Origin of the sequence: Sandarakinorhabdus limnophila DSM 17366 (assembly GCF_945882885.1) — a bacterium.
Taxonomy (GTDB): Bacteria; Pseudomonadota; Alphaproteobacteria; order Sphingomonadales; family Sphingomonadaceae; genus Sandarakinorhabdus; species Sandarakinorhabdus limnophila_A.
Genome location: NZ_CAMCWT010000005.1, coordinates 62,882 through 88,067 on the forward strand (window position 1 = coordinate 62,882; position 25,186 = coordinate 88,067).

29 protein-coding genes and 2 riboswitches are annotated in these 25,186 nt (G+C 65.4%); of the genes, 15 read left to right on the forward strand and 14 right to left on the reverse strand.

Annotated elements, in window-relative coordinates; translation table 11 throughout:
• The first annotated feature begins 21 nt into the window (after nt 1-21).
• A complete protein-coding gene (locus Q7O19_RS02090) occupies nt 22-321 on the forward strand; it encodes a hypothetical protein (RefSeq protein ID WP_303808365.1) in 300 nt (99 codons plus the stop codon).
• An 18-nt stretch (nt 322-339) separates the two neighbouring features.
• On the opposite strand, the gene Q7O19_RS02095 is transcribed toward Q7O19_RS02090, so the two are convergent.
• Nucleotides 340-795, reverse strand: a complete 456-nt coding sequence (locus Q7O19_RS02095; protein ID WP_303808389.1) for a DUF192 domain-containing protein — start codon at nt 793-795, stop codon at nt 340-342.
• Nucleotides 795-1,355 (reverse strand): cold-shock protein, encoded by a 561-nt coding sequence (locus Q7O19_RS02100; RefSeq protein WP_303808366.1) that lies wholly within the window; start codon nt 1,353-1,355, stop codon nt 795-797. The genes Q7O19_RS02095 and Q7O19_RS02100 overlap by 1 nt, the downstream gene beginning before the upstream one ends.
• A 183-nt stretch (nt 1,356-1,538) precedes the next feature.
• Between Q7O19_RS02100 and Q7O19_RS02105 the strand changes: the two genes are divergently transcribed.
• Genes Q7O19_RS02105 through Q7O19_RS02140 form a run of 8 tightly spaced genes read left to right on the forward strand, consistent with a single transcriptional unit; the run spans nt 1,539 to nt 7,832 of the window.
• A complete protein-coding gene (locus Q7O19_RS02105; RefSeq protein ID WP_303808368.1) occupies nt 1,539-2,159 on the forward strand; it encodes a CoxG family protein in 621 nt (206 codons plus the stop codon).
• Nucleotides 2,156-3,097, forward strand: a complete 942-nt coding sequence (locus tag Q7O19_RS02110) for an XdhC family protein (protein WP_303808370.1) — start codon at nt 2,156-2,158, stop codon at nt 3,095-3,097. Before Q7O19_RS02105 ends, Q7O19_RS02110 begins: the two co-directional genes overlap by 4 nt.
• On the forward strand, nt 3,073-4,662 hold the full coding sequence (locus tag Q7O19_RS02115; protein WP_303808371.1) for an NTP transferase domain-containing protein: 1,590 nt from the start codon (nt 3,073-3,075) through the stop codon (nt 4,660-4,662). Before Q7O19_RS02110 ends, Q7O19_RS02115 begins: the two co-directional genes overlap by 25 nt.
• Nucleotides 4,659-5,564, forward strand: a complete 906-nt coding sequence (locus Q7O19_RS02120; RefSeq protein WP_303808372.1) for a dienelactone hydrolase family protein — start codon at nt 4,659-4,661, stop codon at nt 5,562-5,564. The genes Q7O19_RS02115 and Q7O19_RS02120 overlap by 4 nt, the downstream gene beginning before the upstream one ends.
• A gap of 30 nt (nt 5,565-5,594) precedes the next feature.
• Nucleotides 5,595-6,068: a MarR family winged helix-turn-helix transcriptional regulator gene (locus Q7O19_RS02125; protein ID WP_303808373.1), complete on the forward strand. Its 474-nt coding sequence runs from the start codon at nt 5,595-5,597 to the stop codon at nt 6,066-6,068.
• On the forward strand, nt 6,065-6,511 hold the full coding sequence (locus tag Q7O19_RS02130; RefSeq protein ID WP_303808374.1) for a PaaI family thioesterase: 447 nt from the start codon (nt 6,065-6,067) through the stop codon (nt 6,509-6,511). The genes Q7O19_RS02125 and Q7O19_RS02130 overlap by 4 nt, the downstream gene beginning before the upstream one ends.
• Complete coding sequence (locus tag Q7O19_RS02135; RefSeq protein ID WP_273462187.1) at nt 6,508-7,230, forward strand: SDR family oxidoreductase; 723 nt, start codon at nt 6,508-6,510, stop codon at nt 7,228-7,230. Before Q7O19_RS02130 ends, Q7O19_RS02135 begins: the two co-directional genes overlap by 4 nt.
• Nucleotides 7,231-7,241: 11 nt before the next feature.
• Nucleotides 7,242-7,832 (forward strand): 2-hydroxychromene-2-carboxylate isomerase, encoded by a 591-nt coding sequence (locus Q7O19_RS02140; RefSeq protein ID WP_273462186.1) that lies wholly within the window; start codon nt 7,242-7,244, stop codon nt 7,830-7,832.
• A 69-nt stretch (nt 7,833-7,901) separates the two neighbouring features.
• Here the strand turns inward: Q7O19_RS02140 and Q7O19_RS02145 are convergent, their stop codons facing one another.
• From Q7O19_RS02145 to Q7O19_RS02160, 4 genes are all read right to left on the reverse strand, one after another.
• Nucleotides 7,902-8,639, reverse strand: coding sequence for a Bax inhibitor-1/YccA family protein (locus Q7O19_RS02145; protein WP_303808376.1), 738 nt, complete (start codon nt 8,637-8,639; stop codon nt 7,902-7,904).
• Nucleotides 8,640-8,736: 97 nt separating this feature from the next.
• Complete coding sequence (locus Q7O19_RS02150; protein WP_303808377.1) at nt 8,737-11,193, reverse strand: ABC transporter permease; 2,457 nt, start codon at nt 11,191-11,193, stop codon at nt 8,737-8,739.
• 20 nt (nt 11,194-11,213) lie between these two features.
• The gene (locus Q7O19_RS02155; protein WP_303808378.1) at nt 11,214-11,912 is read right to left on the reverse strand and encodes a dienelactone hydrolase family protein; all 699 of its coding nucleotides are present in this window, start codon (nt 11,910-11,912) and stop codon (nt 11,214-11,216) included.
• A 12-nt stretch (nt 11,913-11,924) separates the two neighbouring features.
• Nucleotides 11,925-12,629 carry an ABC transporter ATP-binding protein gene (locus tag Q7O19_RS02160; RefSeq protein ID WP_303808379.1) on the reverse strand — a complete coding sequence of 235 codons (705 nt, stop codon included), beginning with the start codon at nt 12,627-12,629 and terminating at the stop codon, nt 11,925-11,927.
• A gap of 68 nt (nt 12,630-12,697) precedes the next feature.
• On the opposite strand from Q7O19_RS02160, the gene Q7O19_RS02165 reads away from it, so the two are divergent.
• Nucleotides 12,698-13,312: an arylesterase gene (locus tag Q7O19_RS02165; RefSeq protein WP_273461401.1), complete on the forward strand. Its 615-nt coding sequence runs from the start codon at nt 12,698-12,700 to the stop codon at nt 13,310-13,312.
• Complete coding sequence (locus Q7O19_RS02170; RefSeq protein WP_303808380.1) at nt 13,309-13,458, forward strand: hypothetical protein; 150 nt, start codon at nt 13,309-13,311, stop codon at nt 13,456-13,458. Before Q7O19_RS02165 ends, Q7O19_RS02170 begins: the two co-directional genes overlap by 4 nt.
• A 97-nt stretch (nt 13,459-13,555) precedes the next feature.
• On the opposite strand, the gene Q7O19_RS02175 is transcribed toward Q7O19_RS02170, so the two are convergent.
• The 7 genes from Q7O19_RS02175 to Q7O19_RS02205 all read right to left on the reverse strand — a co-directional run bounded on the left by Q7O19_RS02175 (nt 13,556) and on the right by Q7O19_RS02205 (nt 20,797).
• Nucleotides 13,556-14,347, reverse strand: a complete 792-nt coding sequence (locus Q7O19_RS02175) for a PEPxxWA-CTERM sorting domain-containing protein (RefSeq protein ID WP_303808381.1) — start codon at nt 14,345-14,347, stop codon at nt 13,556-13,558.
• A gap of 104 nt (nt 14,348-14,451) precedes the next feature.
• Nucleotides 14,452-16,002: an aminomethyl-transferring glycine dehydrogenase subunit GcvPB gene (gene gcvPB, locus Q7O19_RS02180; RefSeq protein ID WP_273461410.1), complete on the reverse strand. Its 1,551-nt coding sequence runs from the start codon at nt 16,000-16,002 to the stop codon at nt 14,452-14,454.
• Between the two features lie 11 nt (nt 16,003-16,013).
• Nucleotides 16,014-17,381, reverse strand: coding sequence for an aminomethyl-transferring glycine dehydrogenase subunit GcvPA (gene gcvPA / locus Q7O19_RS02185; protein ID WP_303808382.1), 1,368 nt, complete (start codon nt 17,379-17,381; stop codon nt 16,014-16,016).
• Nucleotides 17,382-17,386: 5 nt separating this feature from the next.
• Complete coding sequence (locus Q7O19_RS02190) at nt 17,387-18,157, reverse strand: class I SAM-dependent methyltransferase (protein WP_273461398.1); 771 nt, start codon at nt 18,155-18,157, stop codon at nt 17,387-17,389.
• Nucleotides 18,158-18,529: a glycine cleavage system protein GcvH gene (gene gcvH, locus Q7O19_RS02195; RefSeq protein WP_273461397.1), complete on the reverse strand. Its 372-nt coding sequence runs from the start codon at nt 18,527-18,529 to the stop codon at nt 18,158-18,160.
• Nucleotides 18,526-19,665 (reverse strand): glycine cleavage system aminomethyltransferase GcvT, encoded by a 1,140-nt coding sequence (gene gcvT / locus Q7O19_RS02200; protein ID WP_303808390.1) that lies wholly within the window; start codon nt 19,663-19,665, stop codon nt 18,526-18,528. Before gcvT ends, gcvH begins: the two co-directional genes overlap by 4 nt.
• 43 nt (nt 19,666-19,708) lie before the next feature.
• A riboswitch (glycine riboswitch) is annotated at nt 19,709-19,816 on the reverse strand.
• Between the two features lies 1 nt (nt 19,817).
• A riboswitch (glycine riboswitch) is annotated at nt 19,818-19,912 on the reverse strand.
• Between the two features lie 237 nt (nt 19,913-20,149).
• On the reverse strand, nt 20,150-20,797 hold the full coding sequence (locus Q7O19_RS02205; RefSeq protein ID WP_303808383.1) for a hypothetical protein: 648 nt from the start codon (nt 20,795-20,797) through the stop codon (nt 20,150-20,152).
• Nucleotides 20,798-20,883: 86 nt separating this feature from the next.
• On the opposite strand from Q7O19_RS02205, the gene ispH reads away from it, so the two are divergent.
• The 4 genes from ispH to Q7O19_RS02225 are packed head-to-tail and all read left to right on the forward strand — an operon-like array spanning nt 20,884 to nt 24,772.
• Nucleotides 20,884-21,861, forward strand: a complete 978-nt coding sequence (gene ispH, locus Q7O19_RS02210) for a 4-hydroxy-3-methylbut-2-enyl diphosphate reductase (protein ID WP_273461394.1) — start codon at nt 20,884-20,886, stop codon at nt 21,859-21,861.
• A gap of 16 nt (nt 21,862-21,877) precedes the next feature.
• Nucleotides 21,878-22,849, forward strand: coding sequence for a homoserine kinase (gene thrB / locus Q7O19_RS02215; RefSeq protein ID WP_303808384.1), 972 nt, complete (start codon nt 21,878-21,880; stop codon nt 22,847-22,849).
• Nucleotides 22,842-23,321, forward strand: coding sequence for a ribonuclease HI (gene rnhA / locus Q7O19_RS02220; RefSeq protein ID WP_303808385.1), 480 nt, complete (start codon nt 22,842-22,844; stop codon nt 23,319-23,321). Before thrB ends, rnhA begins: the two co-directional genes overlap by 8 nt.
• Before the next feature lie 41 nt (nt 23,322-23,362).
• Entirely contained in the window at nt 23,363-24,772 is a 1,410-nt protein-coding gene (locus Q7O19_RS02225; protein WP_303808386.1) for a PucC family protein, read from the forward strand.
• 192 nt (nt 24,773-24,964) lie between these two features.
• Here the strand turns inward: Q7O19_RS02225 and Q7O19_RS02230 are convergent.
• On the reverse strand, nt 24,965-25,186 hold a 222-nt coding region (locus tag Q7O19_RS02230), incomplete at its 5' end, for a light-harvesting protein (protein ID WP_303808387.1).

A 25,186-nucleotide genomic window follows, 5' to 3' on the forward strand; every position in this document is an offset into this window, starting at 1 on the left:
TTGTTTCTGCGTTAAAGGCTGTTGCCCCCCCCGACAGGTGCGGTGCTCGATCGCATCCTTGGCCCGGGCTGGATAGCCACGCCGTCCTCCCTGCTCGATCTGATGGCCGATGGCAGTCATGAATTCGTGCTTGATGGTGGCAGCCATTCACTGGCGGCTCGGCGCGACCCGGTCGGCAATATCGCCATCTTAGTGGTCGACAATCAGGGCCGCGAAGTGGAGCCGAGCAGCCTGCCGCACTGGCAGATGGAAATGCACCGCGGCACCCAAGTGAAGGCGCAAAGCTGGTGGCAGCGCCTGCTCGACCCAGACGCCCGCTGATCAGCCCGATTACCCTGATTACCGACGCACGCGATCGCCCGGCTTCAGCCCGATCCGTTCCGCTTCACCCGCCGCCAGTTCGATCACGTCAGCCGTGACCCCGGCGGAATCGAGCACCTCGCGCGAATAAGGCTGGCCACGCCGCACGTTCAGCACCCGCCCCGCTGCAGAGACATAAATGATGTCCAGCGGCAGCGGCGTATTTTCCATCCAGAAACCGGTGGCGCGGGGGGGCTGCATCGGGAAGGCCATGCCCGTGCCCGGCGCCATGCGATCGCGGAACATCATGCCGCAAGCCTGTTCTTCGGCCGTTGCCGCCACTTCGACCTTGTAGACGAACCGACCCTTGGCCGTTTGAAATGCCACAGGGACGATGCGCAAGCCGCTGTTGGGGCAAGTAGCAGCGGCTGCCGGTGCCAATGGCACCAGCGCGGCAAGACTGAACAGGAAGGCGGCGGAGCGTATGGAGTTCATCACTCCGGCGTATTAGCCGGTTGTGCCGCAACCGCCAATGGCCCCTTGTGCCCAGGTGCCACCCGCACTTCCAGGGCTTGCCCCGGCTGCAATTCACCCAGCCCGGCCATGCGCACGGTTTCCATGTGGATAAAAATGTCCTCGGTGGAGCCCGGCCGCACCATGAAACCATAGCCTTTCAGCCGGTTGAACCACTTCACCAGCGCCGGTTCGAACGGTCCGGCGGCGGCCAGCATGGCCTGCGGATTGACGCGATCGGCCGCGCGCGCGGCGGCGGTTTCCGGATCCGGACCCACGACAGTGGTGAGATCAAGATCGGTGATGCGCCGCGCCTGGCGGCCGCGATCCCGCGCGACCACAATGCAGGTAAGTGTCGCGCCTTCCGGCAAGGTGCGGCGACCCAGTTCGCGAACCAGGCTGAAATGCACCAGCACATCCGCACCATCGCCCGCCGATGGCACCATGAACCCATAGCCGCGGACCGGATCGAACCACTTCATCGTGCCACGCACGATGACTTCATCAGCGGCAAGCTGCGTCGCTTCTTCGGCGCCCTTCATCAAAACCCCCAGACCCTACAACGCACGATACACACCCCGCAGCACACCAGACATAGACAGATTATTAACGGATAGTTTTTAAATCGCAATAATGCTTTTCCGCTCATGATTGACTTGTCATGTGAAACTGGCATCGAAAGGGCACGATCGCACCGCCACCGCCTTGAACTGGAAAGAGAGTTTATGGACCTTGCAGGATCGGTGGAAATCGCCAGCCCGCGCCATGTATTGTGGGCGGCGTTGAATAATCCCGATGTGCTGGCCCGCTGCATCGATGGCGTGGAGAGTTTGACCCGCACTGAAGCAGATACGCCGGTTTTCGATGGCGTCATGCAAGCCAAGGTGGGCCCGGTGCGTGCACGCTTCGCCGGCACTGTGCGGCTGGAAGATATCGTTGCGCCCGAGCGCTATCGCCTGGTGGGTGAAGGCAAGGGCGGAGTCGCCGGCTTTGCCAAGGGCAGCGCCGATGTCGTGCTCACCGAATTGAGCCCGGCCAAGACGCAACTGGATTATGTGGTGAAGGCCCAGGTGGGCGGCAAGCTGGCCCAGCTCGGCGCCCGGCTGGTGGAAGGTGCGGCAAAGCAATATGCCGAAGGCTTCTTCGCCAAACTGAAGGCCGAAGTAGAAGCACCGCCTGTCGACATCGTGGCGCTGGCGGCCGCGTCCGATCAGGCGGCAGCCGCCGAAGCGGAACCTGCCGCCGGTGGTCTGTCGCCCTTGGCCTGGGCCACCGGTCTCATCCTCGTCACGCTGCTTTTCCTGCTCTGGCAATGGTCCGGCGTGGGATCCGGAATGACGATGTGACGGGCGTTGGCCGCGACGAGGATCTGACCACCCTGGCTACTGCGCTGGGGTGGATTCAGGCTGGTCATGGCGTGGCGATTGCCACCGTCATCACGACCTGGGGATCAGCCCCGCGCCGCGAAGGCAGCCATCTTGCCATCCGCGCCGATGGCCTGTTCGAAGGCAGCGTTTCCGGCGGCTGTGTCGAAGCCGATGTGATCCTGGCGGCGCAAGACATGATATCCGCGCAGGCCGGCCACGCCGTGCTGGATTATGGTGTGGCCGACACGGTGGCGTGGACGGCGGGGCTGGCATGCGGTGGGCGCATATCGATCCTGGTGCAACGATTCGCCGATGATGCACTGCCGCCGGCGCTCGTTGCCAATGTGCTGGCAGCCACATCTGCCGGACGCATGGCGGCGATCAGCAGCGATCCTGCCACCGGGCGCGCCGTTGCCGGAGAAGTCGGCCCGTTCGTGCGCCGCTATCCGCCCCCGCGCCGGCTGTTCATCATCGGCGCCGTGCACATCGCGCAGGCGCTGGTGCCGTTGGCCGACGGGCTGGGCGTGGTGCCAACGGTGATCGATCCACGCGGGTTATTTGCCGCCGATGCGCGCTTTGCCGGGCTGGAACTTGATCGCCGCTGGCCCGACGAGGCGCTCGATGGACTGCTCAACCCGGCGTCTGCCGTGGTCGCGCTTACCCATGATCCCAAGATCGATGATGTGGCGCTGGCCGCAGCGTTGCGATCACCGGCCTATTATATCGCGGCGCTGGGCAGCCGAAAAAATCACGCCGGACGGCTGGAACGGCTGGCGGCGCAAGGCTTTGGCCCGGATGATCTGGCTCGTATCCATGGCCCGGCTGGCCTTGCCATCGGTGCCACCGGCCCCGCCGAAATTGCGCTCTCCATCGCCGCGCAGATGACTGCGGCATGGAGAAACGCGCTCACGTCATGAAGTTCGGGCCGGTTCCGCTGGCACAGGCCGAAGGGGCCTTGCTGGCGCACGGGCAGCAGATCGGCCAGCGCCGCCTGCCCAAGGGCCATGTTCTGGACGCTGCCGATCTCGCCGATGCCGCTGCGGCAGGCGTTATCGAATTGGTCGTTGCCCGGCTGGAGCCCAGCGACGTGGCCGAGGATGACGCCGCCGCTGCGCTGGCCGCAGCACTGGCCGGGCCGGGGTTGGCGGCGTTGGTGCCGGTGCACGGCCGCGTCAATCTTGCCGCCACCGCCGCTGGCCTGTTCACTGCCCCGCCCGGCATGGTGGCTGCGGTCAATGCTGTCGATGAAGCCCTCACCCTCGCCACGCTGCCCACCGGCACGCGGGTGGCGGCAGGTACCATCGTCGCCACCATCAAGACGATCAATTATGCCGTCACCGGCGACGCGCTGGGCGCCGCCATCGCCGCCGCGCGTCCGTTGATGGTGGCGGCCTTCCGGCCCCTATCCATCGCGCTGATTGCCACCACCCTGCCCGGCACCAGCGCCAAGGTGCTCGCCAAGCTGGAGCGGGTGACGGCCGCGCGGATCACGGCGCTGGGCAGCCGGATGGAAATGCTGCCGCCCTGCCCGCACGATGTGGCTGCGCTGGCCTCTCAGCTGACCCGATGCAGTGCCGATCTTCTTTTGGTCGCCGGCGCATCGGCCACGGTCGATCGCGGTGACGTGATCCCACAGGCCATTATTGCGGCAGGCGGCACGGTAGAACGGCTGGGCATGCCGGTCGATCCCGGCAATCTGCTGGTGCTGGGCACGCTGGCTGGCCGCCCGGTGATCAGCCTGCCCGGTTGCGCCAAGAGCCCCAAGCGCAACGGCCTCGATCTGGTGCTGGAACGCCTCGCCGCTGACTTGGCCGTAAACGCAGAGACGATCGCCGCCATGGGTGACGGCGGCCTTTTGCCCGAAGCCGAACGGCCGGAACCGCGGGCGGTCGCCAGCGCGCCGGGCCGGGTTGGCGCAATACTGCTCGCCGCCGGCCGCTCCAGCCGCTTTGGTGCCGGCCACAAATTGCTGGCACCCTGGCGCGGCAAGCCCTTGGTGGCACACGCTGTGGATGCGATCGCCGCCGCCGGGCTGCCACCGCCGATCGTGGTGCTGGGCCATGATGAAGCAGCGGTGCGCACTGCGCTGGCCGGGCATGATGTGCAGTTCGTTACGGCGCCCGACTGGGCCGAGGGTATGGGTCGCAGCCTGGCGGCCGGCATCGCAGCCGTGCCTGCCGATTGGGATGCAGCACTGATTTGCCTGGGCGACATGCCTGCCGTGGAACCCGCGCTGATTGACGCGCTGGCGGCCACGCCGGGAGAGCTGGTGGTGCCGCTGTGGGATGGCCGTCGCGGCCACCCGGCGCGTTGGCCACGCGCAGCTTTTACCCGCCTGATGGCCCTGACCGGCGACAACGGCGGCAAGGCAGCCATGGCCGATTTCACCGTCACCGAAGTCGCGGCACCATCGGCCGCGTGCCTTGTCGATATCGACACCCCCACCGCACTGGCGGAATTGGCCGCAGGAGAAGCAGGATGACCGAGACGCAACCGACCCAGGTGATTATCGCGCTTTATGATCGCTTCACCCATGTCGGCGACCTCAGCCGGCGGGATATGGTAGCGCAAATGGCGCGGCTGGCCGGTGGCACAGCGGCGGCCAACGCCCTGCTCGGCCTGATTGCGGCGCGCGCCGATGCGGCGCCCCTGGTGGCGGATGATGATGCGCGCATCAAGGTGGGCGATGTGCGCTTTTCCGTTGGGGCTGGCCGGGAAATGTCGGGATACCTCGCCGAACCGGCCAAGGGCGCGGCCGCGGCGCCGCGCGTGCTCGTCATTCACGAGAACCGCGGGCTTAACGATCATATCCGCGATGTTGCCCGCCGCCTTGCCGCCGAAGGCCTGGTGGCGCTGGCCGCTGATTTCCTGGCGCCAAACGGCGGCACGCCAACGCTGGGTGACGGCACAATCAGCGCCGAGGACACGGCGCGCACCATGATCGGTGCGCTCGATCGCCAGCAAACGGTGGCCGATGGCGTCGCCACGCTGAAATGGCTGGCTGCAAGTGCCCCAGGCAAGGGTGCGCCGGGCGCGGTAGGCTTCTGCTGGGGCGGCGGCATGGTCAACGCGCTGGCGGTGGCCGCCGGCCCGGCCTTGCGTGCTGGCGCGGCTTATTATGGCGCGGCGCCGCAGGACGTGTCCGACGCAACGCGGGTGAAGGCGCGGTTGATGCTGCATTATGCCGGCCTGGATGAGCGGATCAACGCCATGGGCCCGGCCTGGCAGGCCGCACTCACCGCCGCCGGGGTGCGGTTCGAGGCCCATACCTATCCGGGCGTCAATCACGCCTTCAACAACGACACCTCGCCCGCCCGCTATGACAAGGCGGCTGCCGATCTGGCCTGGCAGCGCACGCTGGCACTGCTGAAATCCGGCGGTTGATTATCTGCAATTGCATCTTATTCTGTGGGCATGAGCACAAGCCCACCCGAGTCGCCTGCCTCCGCACTGCCGCCCGGTCCGGCGGCATTGTGCACAGCGGCCAAGGTGCGGCGGCTGTCGCGGCAAGTCAGCCAGATCTATGACGACGCGCTCAACCTTCACGGACTGACCATCGGCCAGTTCGGCCTGCTTGCCTGCTTGTCGCGCCGGCGCGGACTGGCAATTGGCGCGCTTGCAGAGCGACTGGCGGCTAATGCGTCGACCGTTTCGCGCCTGGTCAAACCCCTGGCCAGTGATGGCCTGCTGCGCATCGAGATCGACCCTGAAGACCGGCGCGGGCGCCTTGTGTGGCTCACCGACGTCGGCCACCAACGCCGCGCAGCCGCGCAGGCCGGCTGGCAAGCCGCGCAGGACGTGATGGAGCAGCGCCTGGGCGGCGGCCGGCTGGCGGCTTTGCGCTTCCTGCTCGATGAAAGCTACGAACGTCTGGAGATCGCAGAATGACTGCAATTACACAGAAAGCTGACGGACTCACCCAGATGCGTGCGCTGGCCGCCAGCAAGGGTGGCAGCGGCATGGGCGCGCTGATGGCCATGGATGGCGGCGAGGCTGGCGAGGGCACGATGATCATGCACGCAGTCCCCGGCAGCCAGCACGGCAACCCTATCGGCATCGTCCACGGCGGCTTTGCGGCCACCCTGCTCGACAGCGCAATGAGCTGTGCCGTCCACACCACGCTCTCTGCCGAAGAGACTTATGTGACCACCGATCTGCATGTCAGTTTCGTACGGGCCATCACGCCCGCCACCGGCCGGGTGACCGCGCGTGGCGAAGTGGTGTCACGCGGGCGCCGGCTGGCGACGGCGCGTGGCACATTGGTGGACGCAAACGGCAAATTGCTGGCCACCGGCATCGCCACCTGCATGATCATGGGTGCTGGCGCATGAGCGGCGCGGCGGTGGTGATTGGTGCCGGCGATGCCACTGGCGGCGCGGTGGCGGCGGCCTTTGCCCGCGATGGTCTGGTGGCGGTGCCGGTGCGGCGCACGGGCGATGGCCTCGCCCCGCTGGCGGCGCGGATTGAAGATGAAGGCGGGCGCTGCCTGCCAATCGGCGCTGATGCCCGCGATGAAGACGCGATGATCGGCCTGTTCGACCGGGTCGAACGCGAGATTGGCCCGGTGGAGGTGCTGGTGTTCAACATCGGTGCCAACTCTCCCATGGGCATCCTCGATGAAACCGTGCGTCGTTACCGCAAGATCTGGGAAATGTGTGCGCTGGCTGGCTTCATCACCGCCCGCGAGGCGGCCCGCCGCATGGTGCCGCGCGGGCGGGGCACGATCATCTTCACCGGGGCCACTGCCTCTATGCGCGGTTCGGCCGGGTTTGCAGGCTTTTCTGGCGGCAAGTTCGCGCTCAGGAGCCTGGCGCAAGCGATGGCGCGGGAACTGGGGCCAAAGGGCATCCATGTTGTCCACCCGATCATCGATGGCGCCATCGACACCGAGTTCATCCGCAGCAATTTCCCCGATCGCTATGCCCTGAAGAGCGAGGACGGCATTCTCGATCCCGAGGCGATTGCCGCAGAATATGTGCAGCTGCACCACCAGCCGCGCTCCGCCTGGACGCACGAGCTGGATCTGCGGCCGTGGATCGAACGCTGGTAAAGGAGAAGACCATGCCACACCCTATCGAGTTCCTCTTCGACGTGGGTTCGCCCACGGCCTATCTCGCCTGGCATCGCCTGAAAAAGGTGGCTGCGCGCACCGGGGCGACCCTGGTACCGGTTCCCATCCTGCTGGGCGGCGTGTTCAAGGCCACCGGCGGCAGCCCGCCCGGAGTGGTCGTCGCCAAGGGCCGCTGGATGAACGAGGACATGCAACGCTGGGCCGCGCGTGATGGCATAGCGCTGGGCAACAATCCTTATTTCCCGGTCAATACCATCACGCTGATGCGCATTCTGGCCGGCCTTCAGGGCGACGAACGCTTCGAAGCGGTGACCGACACGCTGTTTGCCGGCATGTGGCTGCACGGCCGCAACATGGCTGATGCCGAGATACTAGCCGCCACCCTGACCGAAGCCGGCCATGACGCTGCCGCCCTGCTGGCACTGGCGCAGGAGCCGGAGGTGAAGCAGCGCCTGATCACCAACACCGAAGCCGCTGTGGCGCGCGGCGTGTTCGGCGCGCCGACCTGCTTTGTCGCCGGGCAGATGCACTTCGGGCAGGACCGGATTGATTGGGTCGAAGCGGCGGCTGTTGCCGCCTGAATGTCCTGCACAAAAGAAAAGGCCCGGCGAGTTTCCCAGCCGGGCCTTAACTTTGGTCAGTTCAACCGATCAGTCACGATTGCCCATGAAGCTGAGCAGGAACTGGAACAGGTTGATGAAGTTCAGGTACAGCGTCAGCGCGCCCATCACGGCGAACTTGCCGGCGAACTCGGTGCCGGCGACCTGATAATACATCTCGCGCAGGCGCTGCGTGTCATAGGCGGTGAGACCAGCGAAGATCAGCACGCCCAGAATGTTCACCGCCAACTGCAAGCCGCTGGAGCCGAGGAAGATATTGGCGATCGAGGCGACAATGATGCCGATCAGGCCCATCATCAGGAAACGGCCCATCGCCGACAGGTCCTTCTTGGTGGTGTAGCCATAGAGGCTGAGACCAGCGAACGACGCCGCCGTCACGAAGAAGGTCTGCGCGATCGACGCGCCGGTATAACGGGCGAAGATGACGCTCATCGACACGCCCATCAGCGCGGCAAAGCCCCAGAACAGGCCCTTCAGCGAGGTTTCGCTCATCCGGTTCAGTCCGAAGTTCATCGCCAAGATGATGGCGAGCGGCGACAGCATCGCCACCCAGCCCAGGATGGTGGGCGAACCGACCTGATTGAAGAACACCGCAAACAGCGCCGGCGTCGAATAAACCAGCAGCGCGACAATGCCGGTGAGCAGCACGCCTGACGCCATATAGTTGTAGATCGACAGCATGTAGCTGCGCAGGCCGGCATCAAAGCCGGCGTCGCCTTGGGCCTGGGCCCGGAAGGCAGCAAGCCGAGGGTCCACGTTATTGGCCATCGTAAAATTCCTCCTGTGGTCGGCAAATGGCCGACGACCCGATCAATATCGGGCATCCCGCCTGAATTTTCAATGGCCGAACGTTACGTCGGCGCAATCACAACTGTCGCAGCACCGCTGCCGGCCGGGCCGACAGCGCCCGCCAGTTGCCGGCGAGCCCGAGCACGACGGTGACAACAGCGCCCACACCAACGGTGAGCAGCACGCGCGGCCAATCCGGCGTCCAATCCAGCTTGAAGATCTGGGTGACGACGAACCAGCCAGCCGTACTGCCCAGCACCAGCGCCAGACCCGAAACGATGGCGGCGAGCAGGCCATATTCGGCCAGGGTCGCCGCTGCCACCTGGCCGCGCGTCGCGCCCAGCAGCTTCAGCAGCACCGCATCATAGGTGCGCGCCCGCGCGCCCGCGGCCAACGCGCCAACCAGCACGGCGATGCCGGCCGCCACGGTGACGCTGGCGGCCGCGCGGATGGCGGCAGAAAGCTGGCCCAGCAATGTCTGCACCTGGCCGATCACATCCTTCACGCGCACCACCGAGGCGGTGGGGAAAGTGGCGGAGAGCGCGCGGGCGACGGCACGTTCCTCGCGTGGCACCACCTGCACGGTGGCCATCCAACCATGCGGGGCGGCTTCCAGCGCGCCGGGCGCGAATAGGATGGCGAAGTTGAAGCCCAGCGATTGCCAGTCGATCTTTCGCGTGTTGGCGATGCGGGCGGTGATGTCCACGCCCAGAACGGAGACACTCAGAGTGTCGCCCACCTTCAGGCCCAGCGCCTGGGCGGCCTGATCATCAAGGCTGATCAGTGGCGGGCCGGCATGATTGCGCGGCCACCATTTCCCGCTCACCAACGTGTTGGCTTCAGGGAAATCGGCCGCGTACGAAAGCCCGCGATCGCCGCGCAAAATCCAGCCTTCGGCACCGGCCTTGATCTGCTGAGCCGGCACGCCATTCACCGCCGTCACCGGCCCGCGCAGGGACGGCACGATCACCGTACGGGCGCCGGGCGCCTTGCGCTCCACCAGCGCGGCAAAGGCGGCCTTTTGATCATTGGGGATATCGAGCACGAAGAAGCTGGGGGCCTTGGTGGGAATAGTGCGATTGATCTGGCTGGCCAGATTGCCTTCGATCGTGGCCAGCGTGGCAAACAGGGTGAGGCCCAGGCCCAGCGCCACCACCAGATTGCGCGTTGGCGCGCCGGGGCGATGGAGATTGGCCAGAGCGAGGCGCGCCAGCGTGCCCTTGGGCTTGGGCACCCGCGCCGCCAGCCACTTCACGCCGGCCGCCAGCGCCCACAGCACGACGATCAGCCCGATGGCGCCAGCCAGAAAGCCCATCATGAACAATTGCTCATCCGCCAGCAGCACAACCAGCGCCAGCACGGAGATCGCTGCGCCGGCAATGATCGCCAACGTGGTGTTGTCAGGGCGGGCGCGTTTCTCGGTCAGGCTGCGCAGCAGGCGCGCGGCAGGCATCCCCGCGCCTTCCGCCAGCGGCCACAAGGCGAAAGCCAATGCGATGGCCAGGCCATAATAGGCCGCCTGAGCGAGCGCGCCCCATTGCAACCCGGTGGCAGGTGGCACCGGCAGGCTGGCGGCCGCCAACTGCGCGACTGCACCCGGCGTCGCCGCGCCGATGGCCAGACCGACCAGCACCGCGCCGCTCGAAACCAGCGCCAGTTGCCACAGGTAGACGGCGCGCACCGTGGCACTGTCGGCTCCCAGCACTTTCAGCGTGGCGATGGTGCGGGTGCGCGCACCGAGATAGGCGGAGACGCCGCCGGCCACGCCAACGCCGGCCACCACCAGCGCAGTGAGGCCAACCAGGCTGAGAAACTGGCCCAACTGGTTGACGAAATTGCGGGTGCCGGGCGCGCCGTTGCTGCGATCACGCACGCGGCCACCCTCGCCGGCCACCGCTTCCAACCGTTCGCGAGCGGCATCGAGCGACACGCCGGTTTTCAGCTTCACCCGCAGTTCGCTGGCGTACAGGCTGCCCAGCGTGATCAGTTCGGCGCGTTCCAGATCCTTCACGTCCACCACCAGGCCGGGGCCAAAGCCAAAGCCATCGCCGGCACGGTCCGGCTCTTCCAGCAATGTGCCGGCATAGGTGAGTGTGGCCTGGCCCAATTGCAGGCGATCGCCGGGTTTCAGGCCCAATTTGTCGGCCAGCACCGGTTGCGCGGCGGCCATGCCAGGGCCAACGCGCCCGCCGCCTTCCAGCGCCACCCGGCCATAAAGCGGCCAGGTTGCATCGACCGCCTTCACTTCGGCGAGCACGCTGTCGCCGCCATCCCCACGACTGACCATGCCGCGCAGTTTCACCACGTCGCCCACCGTACCCAGAGCGGCGGCCGCTGCCCGCTGTTCCGGCGTGGGGTTCCGGCCCGAAACGCGCAGCGCCGCATCGCCGCCCATCAGGAACTGGCCGCGTTCGGCCAGCCCGGCGTTGATGGCACTGGCCAGACTGCCGACGCCAGCAAGTGCGGCGACGCCGAGCACCAGGCACACGGCCAGAATGCGCAGACCAGCCAGGCCGCCACGCAATTCCCGCAAGGCGAGGCGAAGCGCGAGGCTCAGAGGGTTTCTGCCAGCAGGCCGGTCATCGCGGCCCAACTGCGCTTGTCAGCCGCAGCGTTATACATCGCGGTGCCGGGCGCGTTGGCATGTTCGTTGGTGAAGCTGTGATAGGTGCTGCCATAGGCATGGATCTGCCAATCGGCGCCAGCCGCGGTCATTTCGGCGGCCAGCGCGTGGTGATCCTGCGGCGGCGTGTAGGGGTCTTCCCAGCCGTGCAGCGCCATCACCTTGGCCTTGATTGGCCCGGCCGCACCCAGGCCCGGATTGTAAATGCCGTGGAAGCTCACCGCCGCCTTGACGCGCGGGTCGCAGGCGCGCGCGACATCGAGCGCGCACAGGCCACCAAAGCAATAGCCGATGATGGCGAGCCGGTTGGCGTCAACCTGCTTCAGGCCGGCAGCGGCATCGACAGCGGCGAGCAGGCGCTGGCGCAGCGCAGTACGATCACCCACCCACGGGCCCATCAGGGCGCTGTTATCGCCGGCCGGATCACCGCGACGGCCCTTGCCATACACGTCAATGGCCATGGCGGCGTAACCAAGCGCGGCCAGCTTGTCGGCCAAAGCGTTGTCCCACGCGGTTTGCCCCACCCAGTTCGGCGCGATCAGCACGCAGGGGAATGGGCCATCGCCGGACGGCAGCGCCAGATAGGCTTCCAGTTCGTCGGTGCCGTCGAAATAGCTGAACAATGTCATGGTCTTTTCCCCTTATTCCGCGGCTTGCGCCAGATCCATGCGATCATCCACGATCAGCCCGTCGCGCATGGTGATGATCCGATCACACAGCGGCGCCAGATCGGCGTCGTGGGTGATCAGCACCAGCGTCGCGCCGGTTTCCGTCAGGCGGCCGAAAAGCAGATCGATGATCGCGGCCCCCGTGGCGGCATCGAGATTGCCGGTCGGTTCATCGGCAAAGATCAGCGCCGGGCGGCCAACCAGCGCCCGGGCGATGGCGACACGCTGCTGCTCCCCGCCGGAAAGCTGGGTGGGATAGTGGTGGAGCCGATGGCCGAGTCCAACGGCTTCCAGTTCGGCCTTGGCGCGGGTCTGCACGTCGGCTTCGCCGGCCAGCTCCAGCGGCACGGCAACATTTTCCAGCGCGGTCATGGTCGGGATGAGGTGGAAGGCCTGCAGCACGATGCCGATGCGGCCGCGCCGGGCGCGGGCCAGGCCGTCTTCGTTCATGGTGGTGAATTCGGCACCGGCCACACGCACGTTGCCGCTCGTGGCGCGCTCCATGCCGGACAGCACGGCCATCGCCGAAGATTTGCCGGAACCCGACGGCCCGAGGATGGCAAGTCGCTGGCCGGCCGGCACATCAAGCGTCAGCCCGCGCAGCACATCGACTGCGGCATCGCCGCTCCCCAGCCGCAGGGTGACATCGCGGGCTTCAATCACCATATGGCTGTTCATCCGCGTCCCGCTTGGCTGAAAGGATTCGAGTCTTGCCCGAATTAGGTGTTCGATCTGCGCTTTACCAGATGGCGTTGCTGTTTGGCGCGCTGTTCATGTCGCAGGCGGCGCTGGCACGGCCACTCGTGGTACTGGCCTATGGCGACAGCCTGACCGCCGGCTATCAACTGCCGCCCGGCCAGGGCTTTGCCCCGCAACTGGAAAAGGCGCTGAAAGCGAAAGGCCGCGACGTCACCGTTGTCGGCGCCGGCGTGTCGGGCGACACCAGCACACAGGGGCGCGCCCGCGTGAACTGGGTGCTGGCGGGCATGAAGCAGAAGCCTGATCTGGTGGTGCTGGAACTGGGCGCCAACGACATGCTGCGTGGGCAACCACCGAAGACGGCGCGCGCGAATCTCGATGCGATGGTGAAGACGTTCAAGGCCAAAAGCGCGCGCGTGCTGGTCGCCGGGATGCGGGCCAATCCCACCTTGGGCAAGGCCTATGTCACGGAATTTGAAACCATGTTCCCGGCGGTGGCGAAGGCGAATGGTGTGGCGCTCTATCCCTTCTTCCTGGATGGCGTCGCCGCGCAGCCCGGTCTGCAGTTGGCCGATGGGATGCACCCCAATGGCAAGGGCGTGGCTGTGATGGTGAAGCGCATCATGCCCGCCGTAGAACGGGAACTTGCACTGGTGAAGTGATGCGCTTGATTGCAGGCCTTTGTCTGCAGGAAAGCGTGAAATTGGCGCTGGTGGCGACGATTAGCGGTGTGGCCGGGGCGCAGGCAAACAGCAGCGCAACTTCGTTTCACCCGGCGTTTAATCGCCCCATGCCGCTGCCGAACTGATCAGGCTGGTTGAACAGCTTTCCTCGCTGCAAAATCCCCCGCCTGGCATCCAGATATCAAGGCGCTGCTCATTCAACCGTTGGTTCGAAATCAACTGTCAAACGGAAATGGCACTCGTGCGGCGACGCGAAATAGCGCCCACTAGGCCAAAACCGGCCAGCAGCATCATCCAAGCCGCTGGTTCCGGAATTGCATTGGGTGTGATGCCCGCCGGCGATACCGATGCGCCGTGAGGCACCCAGGTGCCGCCCGGCTGCAACCAGCGGCCGACTGTGTGATTGTCGCTTTCATAGCCGCCGCTCGTCACCTGGTCGAAAACGATGCGATCGAAGCTGGTGCCGCCGCGGGCATAAAAGTTCAGAAAGGCATAAGGCTCGCCGCAATTGCGATTGGCCGGCGCATTGGGATTGCAGCGATAGGCGCTGGCGTTGGGCTGCGCATTGACGAAATTGCGCAACACCGTAGCATCAAAGGTAAACAACTGCGTGCTGTTCTGAAAGAAACGCACCGTGTTCCCATTGTCGAGCGCCGACAGCCAGAAGCCGAAATACGTGACACCGCCCGGCCGCGATGACGTCAGGTCCAGCGTGAAGCCCGGGGTCCCGAACTGAACGACATAACGGCCGCTGCCGCCGGCGCCGCCAAATTGATCGGCGTTGATCACCTGAACCCGGCTATAGGTGCCGTTGAAAGCCGAACCGCCGAAGTTCGAGCTGAATATCTGGTTTGTACCAGCAGTTCTGCTGTTGAAGCTCTCAACACCGACAGTCGCAAATCTGGCGGTGCTGTTCTGGATGCCCGGCGCTTCGATCGTGATGGAATACACCGCTCGAGCAGGCGAGAGCGGCAAAACGGCCGTCGCCGCTGCCAACATGAGCTGAATACGCATAGATCGACCCTTGAACTCCGTGCACCCCTCGCACGGCAGGCGATTTAGCGTATCAAGGTTAAGGAATAGTATCCTTGATCAGCATTGACTGCGATGTTGATTGTTCATGCCGCTTCGCTGTCCTTGTAACCCAGCACTGGTTTGCGGGCCGCCAGCGTCTCATCCAGCCGGCGGCGCGGCGCGAAATGCGGCCCCGTGCGCCAGGCATCCGGATCGGCCAGCATTTGCGTCGCGACGTGGCGCATCGCCCCGATCAGCTGATCGAGATTGGCCTTGCTCTCCGTCTCGGTGGGTTCAACCAGCATGGCGCCGTGCACCACCAGCGGGAAATAGACCGTCATCGGGTGGAAGCCTTCGTCGATCAGCGCCTTGGCCAGATCGAGCGTGGAAAGCCCGGTGCCATCGAGGAAATCATCCGAGAACAGCGCTTCGTGCATGCACGGGCCGCTGGCGGCGAACGGCGCGGTGTAGAGATCCTTCAGGCTGGCAAGGATGTAATTGGCGTTGAGCACCGCATCCTCGGCGACCTGGCGCAGGCCATCGGCGCCGTGGCTCATCATGTAGCTGAGCGCGCGGACGAACATGCCCATCTGGCCGTGGAAGGCGACCATGCGGCCGAAGCTCTGGTTCGCATGGGTGCCGGCGGTGTCTTCTTCGACCAGTTCCAGGCCGGTCGCGGTCTTGCGCACGAATGGGATCGGCGCGAACGGGGCCAGCGCGGCCGACAGCACAACTGGGCCTGAACCCGGCCCGCCACCACCGTGCGGGGTGGAGAAGGTCTTGTGCAGGTTGATGTGCATGGCATCAACGCCCAGATCGCCGGGGCGCACGCGGCCAACGATGGCGTTGAAATTGGCACCGTCGCAATAGACATAGCCTCCCACCGCATGCACCGCATCGGAGATACGCTTCAGGTCAGGCTCGAACAGGCCGCAGGTGTTGGGGTTGGTGATCATCACCGCCGCCACATCCGGCCCGAGCCGAGCGAGCATTGCATCCAGATCGACCCGGCCGCGATCGTTGGCCGGAATGTTTTCCACGGTGAATCCGCAGAAGGCCGCGGTCGCCGGGTTGGTGCCATGCGCCGATTCCGGCACCAGCACGACGCGGCGCGGATCGTTCTTCGCATCAAGCGCGGCGCGGATCGCCACCATGCCGCACAGCTCGCCATGGGCGCCGGCCTTGGGGCTCATGGCCACCGCCGGCATGCCGGTCAGCTTCATCAGCCAATCGGCCAGCACGTCGATCAGTTCGAGCGCGCCTTGCACGGTGGATTGCGGCTGCAGCGGGTGAATGTCGGCAAAGCCGGGCAGCCGCGCCATTTTCTCGTTCAGGCGCGGATTGTGCTTCATCGTGCACGAACCCAGCGGGAAGATGCCGAGATCGATGGCATAATTCTGCCGCGACAGGCGGGTGTAGTGGCGCACGGCTTCCGGCTCGGAAAAGCCCGGGAGACCGATGACGGCATCACGGCCAAGGCCGCCGAGGCGATCCGGAACCGGCGGCACCGGCGGCAGATCAACGCCCGACGTGTCGAGCGAGCCGCGCTCGAACAGCAACGGCTCTTCCAGCATCAGCGCCTTGTTGCCGGTGAAGGTTTCGGCGACGGCACCGGTGCCGGCGACGAGGCGGGTGGGGCGGCCCACGTTGTTCATTGCAGTCGTCATTACGCCATCACCTCGTCCAGCGCGTCTTCATACGCGTCAAAATCCTCGTCGGTCGCGGTTTCGGTCACCGCCACGATCATGGCGTTGGCCAGCGCTTTTTCGCCCGGCCACAACCGGCCCAGCGACACGCCGCCCAGCACGCCCTTTTCAGCCAGCTTGCGCACGACGGGGCGGACTTCGCGGCCAAGGTCCAACGTGAATTCGTTGAAGAACGGCCCGTTCAGCAGAGTCACGCCGGGCACGCGGCTCAGCCGATCAGCCAGCTGCACGGCGCGGGCGTGATTGAGGCCGGCCAGATGGCGCAGGCCCTTTTCGCCCAGCAGCGACAGATGCGCGGAGAAGGCCAGCGCGATCAGGCCGGAATTGGTGCAGATGTTGCTGGTCGCCTTCTCGCGGCGGATATGCTGTTCGCGGGTGGACAGCGTCAGCACGAAACCACGCTTGCCGCTGGCGTCCACGGTTTCGCCGCACAGCCGGCCCGGGGCCTGGCGTACATGCTTTTCGCGGCAAGCAAACAAGCCCAGGTACGGCCCGCCAAACAGCAGCCCGGCGCCGAGCGATTGGCCTTCGCCCACCACGATATCGGCGCCCATTTCGCCCGGCGACTTGATGGCGCCCAACGAAACGATTTCGGTGACCACGACGATGAGAAGCGCGCCGGCCTTGTGGCAGGCATCGGCCAGCGGGGTGAGATCGGCGACATGGCCAAACAGATTGGGGTTCTGCACGACGACGCAGCTGGTTTCGGCGTCAATGCTGGCAATCAGGCTGGACAGGTCATCGCCCGGCGCGCCCGGCGTGAACACCGGAGTTCCGGCTTCCACCACGTCGCCAGTGAAGCGGGTGAGCGTCTTCAGCACCGAGGTATAGTGCGGGTGGACACCGGCGGACACGATGCACTTGGATTTGCGGGTGATGCGGCGCGCCATGAACACCGCTTCTGTCATGGCGGTGGAGCCGTCGTACATCGAGGCGTTGGCCACTTCCATGCCGGTGAGCCGCGCCACCTGGGTCTGGAATTCGAACAGGACCTGCAGGGTGCCTTGCGCGATTTCCGGTTGATAGGGCGTGTAGGCGGTGAGGAATTCGCCGCGCTGGATCACCATGTCCACCGTGGCCGGCACATGATGTTTGTAGGCGCCGCAGCCGACGAAGAAGGGCGTGGTGCTGGCGGTCAAATTCTTGCCGGCCATCTTCACCAGCGCGCGTTCCACCGCCATTTCGCTGGCGTGGTTCGGGAGGCCGGCAATGGGGCCATCCAGCACGGCTTCGGCCGGCACGTCCTGAAACAGATCGTCGACGCTGGCGGCACCGATGGTGGCCAGCATGGCTGTACGGTCAGCCGTGGAAAGGGGCAGATAACGCAAGGGCCTTACTCCGGGAGATGGGCGGAAAAACGGATGCGGACATAATCGGCGATCCACTGGCCATTGGCGGCTTGCAGCGCCGGGGCGAGGAGAGCGACGGTTTCGGTGATGATCTGGTCTTTTTGGCCGTCAGGCACACCGGCAGCATCGATGAAGCCACCACGGAAGGTTTCCAGCCAGCCGGCCATGCCGCTTTCTGGCAGCGGCGTCGGGCGCGGGATGATGGCGCAGCTGTCCACCACGAAACCGCCCGCTTCCAGAACGGCGCGGAAGGCCTCGGCGGTGGGATAGAAGCTGGTTTCGGCTCCAGCGGCCGGGAAGCCGTGGCGGGCGAGCACAGCGATCAGCGCGGTGCGGATGGCCGCGATATTGGCGTGGCCGCCGAATTCGCCGACATAACGCCCACCGGGCTTCAATGCACGCTTCACGCCCGCCGTCACCACGTCGGGCTGGCCGACCCAGTGTAGCGCGGCGTTGGTGAAGACGGCATCATATTCGCCATCGAAATCAAGCGCGAGCGCGTCACCCAGGCGGGCATCGATGCCCTTGGCCTGCGCTGCCGCCACCATCGCCGCATCGGCATCGACGCCGACAACGGTGCAGCCGGCGTCGATCAGCTTTTGCGTCAGCACACCATCGCCGCAGCCCAGATCGAGCACTTGGCTGCCCGGCTTCGGCGCCAGCAGGTCAAGCACCGCCGCCCCCAGCGCCGGCACGAAGCTGGCGTGGGTCGCATAGAGGGACGGATCCCACCGCGTGGCGGTGCCTGTGGTCACTTACAGGCTGGCGACAAACGCGTCGTAAGCGGCCTTGTCCATCAAGCCATCCAGCTCCGACGCGTCAGACAGGGTGAGCTTGAAGAACCAACCGTCGGCTTCCGGCGCACTGTTGACCAGGCTCGGATCCTCGGGCAGCGCCGGATTGGACTCGGTGACGGTGCCTGACACCGGGGCATAAACATCAGACGCGGCCTTCACCGATTCGACCACGGCAGCTTCCCCGCCCTTGGTCACGGCGCGACCGGCGTCGGGCAGATCGACGAACACGACGTCGCCCAGCTGGCCCTGCGCATAATCGGTGATACCAACGGTGGCTTCACCGCCGGCAACGTCGATCCATTCATGATCCTGCGTGTAAAGACGGCTCATTTCTTGTCCCCTTCCCGAACATAATTCTTCTGTTTGAAAGGCATCGGTACCACGGTGGCCGCGATCCGCTTGCCACGCACTTCGATTTCCAGCGCCGTGCCATCGGCGGCACAGCCAGTGGCGACATAGGCCATGGCAATCGGCACGTTGAGGCTGGGCGCGAAACCGCCAGAGGTGAGCACGCCCACCTGTTCGGCGCCCACCCACACGGTCGCGCCTTCACGCGCCGGCATGCGGCCTTCAACGGCCAGGCCCACGCGCTTGCGGGCGGCGCCATTGAACAATTGATCGAGCACCCGCTCCGCACCGGGGAAACCGCCTTCCGCCTTGCGGCGCTTGGAAATGGCGAAGCTCAGATCGGCTTCGACCGGCGTGGTTTCCGGATCGAGATCATGACCATAGAGCGGCAGACCAGCTTCAAGCCGCAGCGAATCGCGCGCGCCGAGCCCGATGGCCTTCACCTCGGCATGCGCCAACAATGCTTCGGCCAGCGCTTCGGCATATTCGGACGGCACCGAAATCTCGTAGCCATCTTCGCCGGTATAACCCGAGCGGGTAATGCCGAGCAGAATCCCGTTCCACAGCCAGCGCGCGCCGGCCATGAACTTGAGATCGGCAAAGGCCGGCTGATCGGCAGACTCGAGGGTGAGGTCGAACCGGCTCATCACCGTCACCGCCTCCGGGCCCTGCAGCGCCAGCAGCGCATGGTCTTCCATGTGGTGCAACGTGATTCCGGCCGGCAGCCGCGCCTGCATATGGGCCAGATCGCCATGCTTGGTGGCGCCGTTCACTACGAGGTAAAAGCTCTTGCCTGTATTGTTGACCATCAGGTCATCCAGGATGCCGCCATTGTCCGCCAGCAGCAGCGAATAACGCACGCGGTGGGGCTGCAACGCCTTGAAGTCACCGGGCGCCAAGCTTTCCAGCCATTCGGCGGCGCCTTCCCCTTCCAACAGCAACTGGCCCATGTGCGACACGTCGAACAGCCCAGCATGTTCACGCGTCCACAAATGCTCGGCGATGATGCCGTCAAACTGGATCGGCATGGCATAGCCAGCAAAAGACACCATGCGCGCGCCCAGGCGGCGGTGCAGCGCATCGAGCGGCAGTGTTTTCAGATCGGCATCATCAGCCATACGGCCCCCGGCAACAGTCACGGTTCAGCCTTGTGCCAAACCTGGTTCCCCCACTGTCGCCAGACCTGAGAGCTTTGACCGGACAATGTCCGGCTTACCCCTTCGGTGGGGTGAAGGCGTGAGCCCGCACCCGCTTTCCAGAGTGTCGCTGATACGCCGGCGCGGTCCGTTTTGCCTGAGAGATTCCGGGGGCGGCTTGCTCCTTCGGCGGTGAAACTTGCGCTTCACACTCTCCCGCGCGCGGCGCCGGAGTTGCCCCCGGCGACAGTCGCCGATTGGGCGAACCTCGCGCCTGAGTCAACTGCCCTAATGACCACCACAATGCCGCAACCCCGTAGGCAGACGGCCGTAACTCCAGAGCATGATTGCCAAGCGCCTGCCCCTGATTGTCCTGCTCCTCGGCCTTGCCCTGGCGTTGAGCATCAACCGCGCCGATGGGGCGCGGCCAACGTCAACTCACGCCGAATCGCTGCCCTGATCTGGCTTACTTGGCGATGTTGTAGGCCAGCGCGCGATCGTCGAGCTGGAAGCCGAGCAGCACTTCAAAGCTGGCGGCGCGCAGGGCAGCCTTCACTTCAGGATCAGCCATCGGATCGGTGGCCGCATCCAGTTCACCGGGACGCCGCTTGCGGTTGATCTTGTCGAGAATGGCCTGCGGCACGGCGGCAGCGGTGCGCGACACGGCGGCCGTGGCCGTGCCCTGGGCAACGGCCCGTTCCTGGCCGGCAGCAAAATTCACCGTCACCTGGGAAATCTGCTTGGCGTTCACGATGTTCCCGGCCTGAACCACGGCAGCAAATACCGGCAGCACGAACTGCCGGGCTGGTGCTGCGTCGGTGCGGCGCACGATAACGTCATAATTAATGCGCGATACGAACTGATCGCTGGTTTCAGCGCAGTCATCGCGCACGGTGGTGATGGTTGCCACGGCGTCCATGTTGGCCGCATCGGCAACGGTGCCTGCCGCGCCCGGCCGGAACAACGTCATGTCGCCGGCATAGGCCGCCACCGCGACGGCCGGGCATGAGGAGCGCCGCACCACCAGAGGATTGCGGTCGCACGCGGCCAGAAGCAGCGCCGGCACGGCAACAGTGGCCAGGGCGATGGAACGGCGAAAAGCAGGGCTCGTCATGCCCCGTCTACTATGGGGCAAAAGGCGTCACCGCAAGCGCCAACAAACTATGGCGCGGGCCGGGCCAATCGCGTATCAGCCGGGGCATGAGCAACGTCGCCCCCGCCATGGATTTTGTTCCTGTCGAACTGCCAGCCCTGAATGTACTGGTTGCCGCTCCGCGCGGCTTTTGTGCCGGGGTGGATCGCGCGATCCACATTGTTGAACTTGCGCTCGAACGCTGGGGCGCGCCGGTTTTCGTGCGGCATGAAATCGTCCACAACAAGTTCGTGGTGGACAGTCTGAAAGCCAAGGGCGCCATCTTCGTCGAGGAACTGGACGAAGTGCCCGACGGTGTGCCGGTCGTGTTTTCCGCCCACGGCGTGCCCAAGGCCGTGCCGGCCAAAGCCGAAGAGCGCGGGTTGACCTATGTGGATGCCACCTGCCCGCTGGTTTCCAAGGTGCATCGCCAGGCCGAACGGCTAGTGGCCGGCGGTTGCCACATCCTGTTCATCGGCCATCAGGGCCACCCGGAAGTGATCGGCACCTTTGGCCAGGTCCCCGAAGGCGCCATGACCCTTATCGAAACGCTGGAAGACGCAGCTGCCGTGCAAACGCCCAACAGCGGCAAGCTGGGGTTCCTCACCCAGACGACGCTGAGCGTAGACGACACCGCCGACATGGTGGCTGAACTCAAGCGGCGCTTCCCGGATATCGAAGGGCCGCGCGGCGACGATATCTGCTATGCGACGTCGAACCGCCAGGCCGCGGTCAAGGCGATGGCGCCCCGCTGTGATCTGGTTCTGGTGATCGGCGCCGCCAACAGCAGCAACAGCCAGCGCCTGCGCGAAGTGGCCGAGCGCGAAGGCGCGCGCAGCTGGCTGATCCAGCGCGCGGCCGAGATTGATTGGGCCTGGTTCGAAGGTGTGACCACGGTCGGGCTGACCGCCGGCGCGTCGGCCCCGGAAGTGCTGGTGCAGGAAGTGCTGGCCGCGATGAACGAACGCTTCGCCGTGACGACCGAAAATATCACGACGGCGGTGGAAGAAGTGGTGTTCAAGCTGCCGCGTTCGCTGACCGCCTGACCCGGGTTGCCGAGCGATGGCCGTTTACACCCCGGTCAGCGCCGATGATCTGACGGCCTTTCTGGCCGGTTATGATGTCGGCGCCGCAGTCAGCTTCAAGGGCATCGCCGAAGGCGTCGAGAACAGCAATTTCCTGCTCGAAACCACACGCGGGCGCTTCATCCTCACCCTTTATGAAAAGCGCGTCGATGCTGGCGATCTGCCCTGGTTCCTGGCGCTGATGGGCCATCTTGCGGCCAAGGGCCTCCCTGTCCCGGGCCCGGTTGTCGATGCCCGCGGCCAGGTTTTGCAGGTGCTGAACGGCCGCCCGGCCTGCCTGATCGAATTCCTGCCGGGTGTGAGCGTTACTGAAGCCACGCCGGAGGCCGCCCGTGAGGTTGGCGCCGCACTTGGCCAGATGCACCGGGCGCTCGCCGATTTCACCGCGCCCCGCCCCAATGCGCTTGGCCCCGCCGCCTGGTCGCCGCTTGCCGCCCGCTGCAATGGCCGGCTGGGCGAGATTGACGCCGGCCTGCCCGATGCCGTGGCGCGCGGGCTGGCCGCAGCCGCCGCGTGGCCCGCTGGCCTGCCGCAATCGACCATCCATGCCGATCTGTTTCCCGATAATGTGCTGATGCTGGATGGGCGCGTCACGGGCCTTATCGATTTCTATTTCGCCTGCACTGACGCCCGCGCTTATGATGTCGCCATCACCCACGCCGCCTGGTGCTTCTCTGCCGATGGCCGGCAGTTCTTCCCCGAACGCGCCGCCGGCCTAATGCGCGGCTATCTGGCCGAAGTCGAGCTCTCGGCTGCCGAGCGGGCTGCCCTGCCGCGGCTGGCGGCCGGTGCCGCTCTGCGCTTCACGCTCACCCGCGCCTATGATTGGATCAACACGCCGGCCAATGCGCTGGTCACCCGCAAGGATCCGATGGCCTTTGCCCGCCGCCTGACCTGGTATCTGGATGCAGATTATAGCGGCAATGGGCCGGAGATGATGGGTGGCTGACGATGCGCCAGCGCGCCCGCTCGTTGCCATCTTCACCGATGGCGCCTGCAAGGGCAATCCCGGCCCCGGCGGCTGGGGCGCCATCCTGCGCGCTGGCGGCAAGGAACGGGAACTGAACGGTTCCGAACCCCATACCACCAACAACCGCATGGAATTGCAGGCGGCGATTTCGGCCCTGAAAGCCCTCACCCGGCCCTGCAGCGTCGATCTCACCACCGACAGCGTCTATGTGCGCGACGGCATTTCGAAATGGGTGCACGGCTGGCAGAAGAACGGCTGGAAAACCGCCGACAAAAAACCGGTGAAGAACGATGATCTGTGGCAGGCGCTGCTTGCAGCCGCCCGCCCGCATGTCGTGCGCTGGCACTGGGTGAAGGGCCACGCCGGCCATGCGGAGAACGAACGCGCCGATACGCTGGCCAATGAAGCCATTGCCGCCCTGCGGGCAGCAGCCCCGACCAACAGCGATTGACGCTATTGCCAAACCCCAGCCAATCGGCTTTTTGAGGCCTCATGTCAGCCGAACAGCCAGCCCAGGGCCTGAACGCCCAACTCATTAAGGTGTGGACGACATGGGGCACGCGCTTCCTGCCGTTTGCCGATGTTGCCACCCCGGAATTGCCGCTGTCGCGCCTGCTGCGTCTGTCGCTGATCCAGGTCAGCGTCGGGATCAGCCTGGTGCTGCTGGTTGGCACACTCAACCGGGTGATGATCGTGGAACTGGGTGTGCCGGCATCGGTGGTTGGCGTGATGCTGGCGCTGCCGCTGCTGGCCGCGCCCTTCCGCGCGCTGGTGGGCCACAAATCCGATACCCACAAATCCGCCATGGGCTGGCGGCGGGTGCCCTATATCTACATGGGCACCATGGTGCAGTTTGGCGGCCTGGCGTTCATGCCCTTTGCTATCCTGGTGTTGTCGGGGGCGCAGGAAGCCTTTGATGAGCGGGTGTGGCTGGGCATGCCGGCCGCGGCCATTGCCTTTCTGATGGTGGGTGCCGGCATCCACATTACCCAAACCGTTGGCCTGGCGCTGGCCACCGATCTCACCAAGACCGAACAACAACCCAATGTGGTTGGCCTGATGTATGTCATGCTGCTGCTGGGCTCGATCGGTGCGGCCCTGTTTTTCGGCTGGGTGCTGACGGATTTCTCTCAAGGGCGGCTTATCCAGATGATCCAGGGCTGCGCAGTGGTGACGGTCAGCCTGAACTTCCTGGCCCTGTGGAAACAGGAAACCCGGATTCCCAGCCGGCTGCGGCCTCAGCCGGTCGCGCCTGATCCCAGCTTCCGCGAAAGCTGGGACCTGTTTGTGGCCAAGGAAAAGACGCTTCTGCGTCTGCTCGCGGTGGGGCTGGGCACATTAGCCTTTTCGATGTCGGATATCGTGCTGGAACCTTATGGCGGCGAAGTGCTCAATCTGGGCGTTGGCACCACCACCCTGCTTTCGGCGCTGACGGCGGGCGGCAGCCTGATCGGTTTTGCCTATGCCTCTTATATTCTGAGCCTGGGTGCCGATCCGTTCCGCATGGCCAGCCTGGGCGCGCTGATCGGCGTTCCGGCCTATGGCCTGGTGATCTTCGCCGCCACATCCGACGCGCCGTCGATTTTCACCCTGGGCGTGCTGCTGGCCGGGCTTGGCACTGGCCTGTTCGGCCACGGCACGTTGACAGCCACCATGCAGTTGGCGCCGAAACACCAGGTTGGCATTGCCATGGGGGCATGGGGCGCGGTGCAGGCCACTTCCCAGGGGATTGGCGCAACCATCGGCGGCGTGGTTCGCGATCTCACCCGCGGCGTCGATCTGGGGTTCAACCTGGCCGCCAAGGCGGATGGTTATGTGCTGATCTTTGGCCTGGAACTGCTGCTGATGCTGGCCACGCTGATCGCCATGCGGCCACTGTTGCACCGCGAAAACGAAAATTAATGCTCTGCAGCAGGCGTTTTGCGGCCGGTTTTCTGCTGCACTCCGCCGCCATTGCCCCACATCGCCGGGCTTGATTCGCCCACGGGGGCTGCGCACCCCGGAAAATGATACACAATAAAAAAGGCCGGTGCCCCACCGTAAGGCGGGTGGCACCGGCCCATTCCAGCCTGCCCGGCGATGCCGAGCGAAAACTTACTTGGCAGCTTCAGCCGGAGCAGCTTCGGCAGCCGGAGCGGCTTCCACCGGAGCAGCTTCAGCAGCCGGAGCGGCTTCAGCCGGGGCAGCGTCCATTACCGGAGCGGCGGCGACAGCAGCGCCACCCTGCCAGAAGGCAGCAAACCAGGTTGTGTTGGTCAGGATCGCCAGGTGGATCGAGAAAGCGACCCCTGCGACCCAAACGAGGAAGAACAGCGG

Excerpts from the sequence above, each read along its gene's own strand:
- Q7O19_RS02095 (WP_303808389.1), bottom strand. The coding sequence starts at position 795 with ATGAACTCCATACGCTCCGCCGCCTTCCTGTTCAGTCTTGCCGCGCTG.
- Q7O19_RS02100 (WP_303808366.1), bottom strand. The coding sequence starts at position 1,355 with ATGAAGGGCGCCGAAGAAGCGACGCAGCTTGCCGCTGATGAAGTCATC.
- Q7O19_RS02105 (WP_303808368.1), top strand. The coding sequence starts at position 1,539 with ATGGACCTTGCAGGATCGGTGGAAATCGCCAGCCCGCGCCATGTATTG.
- Q7O19_RS02115 (WP_303808371.1), top strand. The coding sequence starts at position 3,073 with ATGGAGAAACGCGCTCACGTCATGAAGTTCGGGCCGGTTCCGCTGGCA.
- Q7O19_RS02120 (WP_303808372.1), top strand. The coding sequence starts at position 4,659 with ATGACCGAGACGCAACCGACCCAGGTGATTATCGCGCTTTATGATCGC.
- Q7O19_RS02125 (WP_303808373.1), top strand. The coding sequence starts at position 5,595 with ATGAGCACAAGCCCACCCGAGTCGCCTGCCTCCGCACTGCCGCCCGGT.
- Q7O19_RS02130 (WP_303808374.1), top strand. The coding sequence starts at position 6,065 with ATGACTGCAATTACACAGAAAGCTGACGGACTCACCCAGATGCGTGCG.
- Q7O19_RS02135 (WP_273462187.1), top strand. The coding sequence starts at position 6,508 with ATGAGCGGCGCGGCGGTGGTGATTGGTGCCGGCGATGCCACTGGCGGC.
- Q7O19_RS02140 (WP_273462186.1), top strand. The coding sequence starts at position 7,242 with ATGCCACACCCTATCGAGTTCCTCTTCGACGTGGGTTCGCCCACGGCC.
- Q7O19_RS02145 (WP_303808376.1), bottom strand. The coding sequence starts at position 8,639 with ATGGCCAATAACGTGGACCCTCGGCTTGCTGCCTTCCGGGCCCAGGCC.
- Q7O19_RS02155 (WP_303808378.1), bottom strand. The coding sequence starts at position 11,912 with ATGACATTGTTCAGCTATTTCGACGGCACCGACGAACTGGAAGCCTAT.
- Q7O19_RS02160 (WP_303808379.1), bottom strand. The coding sequence starts at position 12,629 with ATGAACAGCCATATGGTGATTGAAGCCCGCGATGTCACCCTGCGGCTG.
- Q7O19_RS02165 (WP_273461401.1), top strand. The coding sequence starts at position 12,698 with ATGGCGTTGCTGTTTGGCGCGCTGTTCATGTCGCAGGCGGCGCTGGCA.
- Q7O19_RS02175 (WP_303808381.1), bottom strand. The coding sequence starts at position 14,347 with ATGCGTATTCAGCTCATGTTGGCAGCGGCGACGGCCGTTTTGCCGCTC.
- gcvPB (WP_273461410.1), bottom strand. The coding sequence starts at position 16,002 with ATGAACAACGTGGGCCGCCCCACCCGCCTCGTCGCCGGCACCGGTGCC.
- gcvH (WP_273461397.1), bottom strand. The coding sequence starts at position 18,529 with ATGAGCCGTCTTTACACGCAGGATCATGAATGGATCGACGTTGCCGGC.
- gcvT (WP_303808390.1), bottom strand. The coding sequence starts at position 19,665 with ATGGCTGATGATGCCGATCTGAAAACACTGCCGCTCGATGCGCTGCAC.
- Q7O19_RS02205 (WP_303808383.1), bottom strand. The coding sequence starts at position 20,797 with ATGACGAGCCCTGCTTTTCGCCGTTCCATCGCCCTGGCCACTGTTGCC.
- ispH (WP_273461394.1), top strand. The coding sequence starts at position 20,884 with ATGAGCAACGTCGCCCCCGCCATGGATTTTGTTCCTGTCGAACTGCCA.
- thrB (WP_303808384.1), top strand. The coding sequence starts at position 21,878 with ATGGCCGTTTACACCCCGGTCAGCGCCGATGATCTGACGGCCTTTCTG.
- Q7O19_RS02225 (WP_303808386.1), top strand. The coding sequence starts at position 23,363 with ATGTCAGCCGAACAGCCAGCCCAGGGCCTGAACGCCCAACTCATTAAG.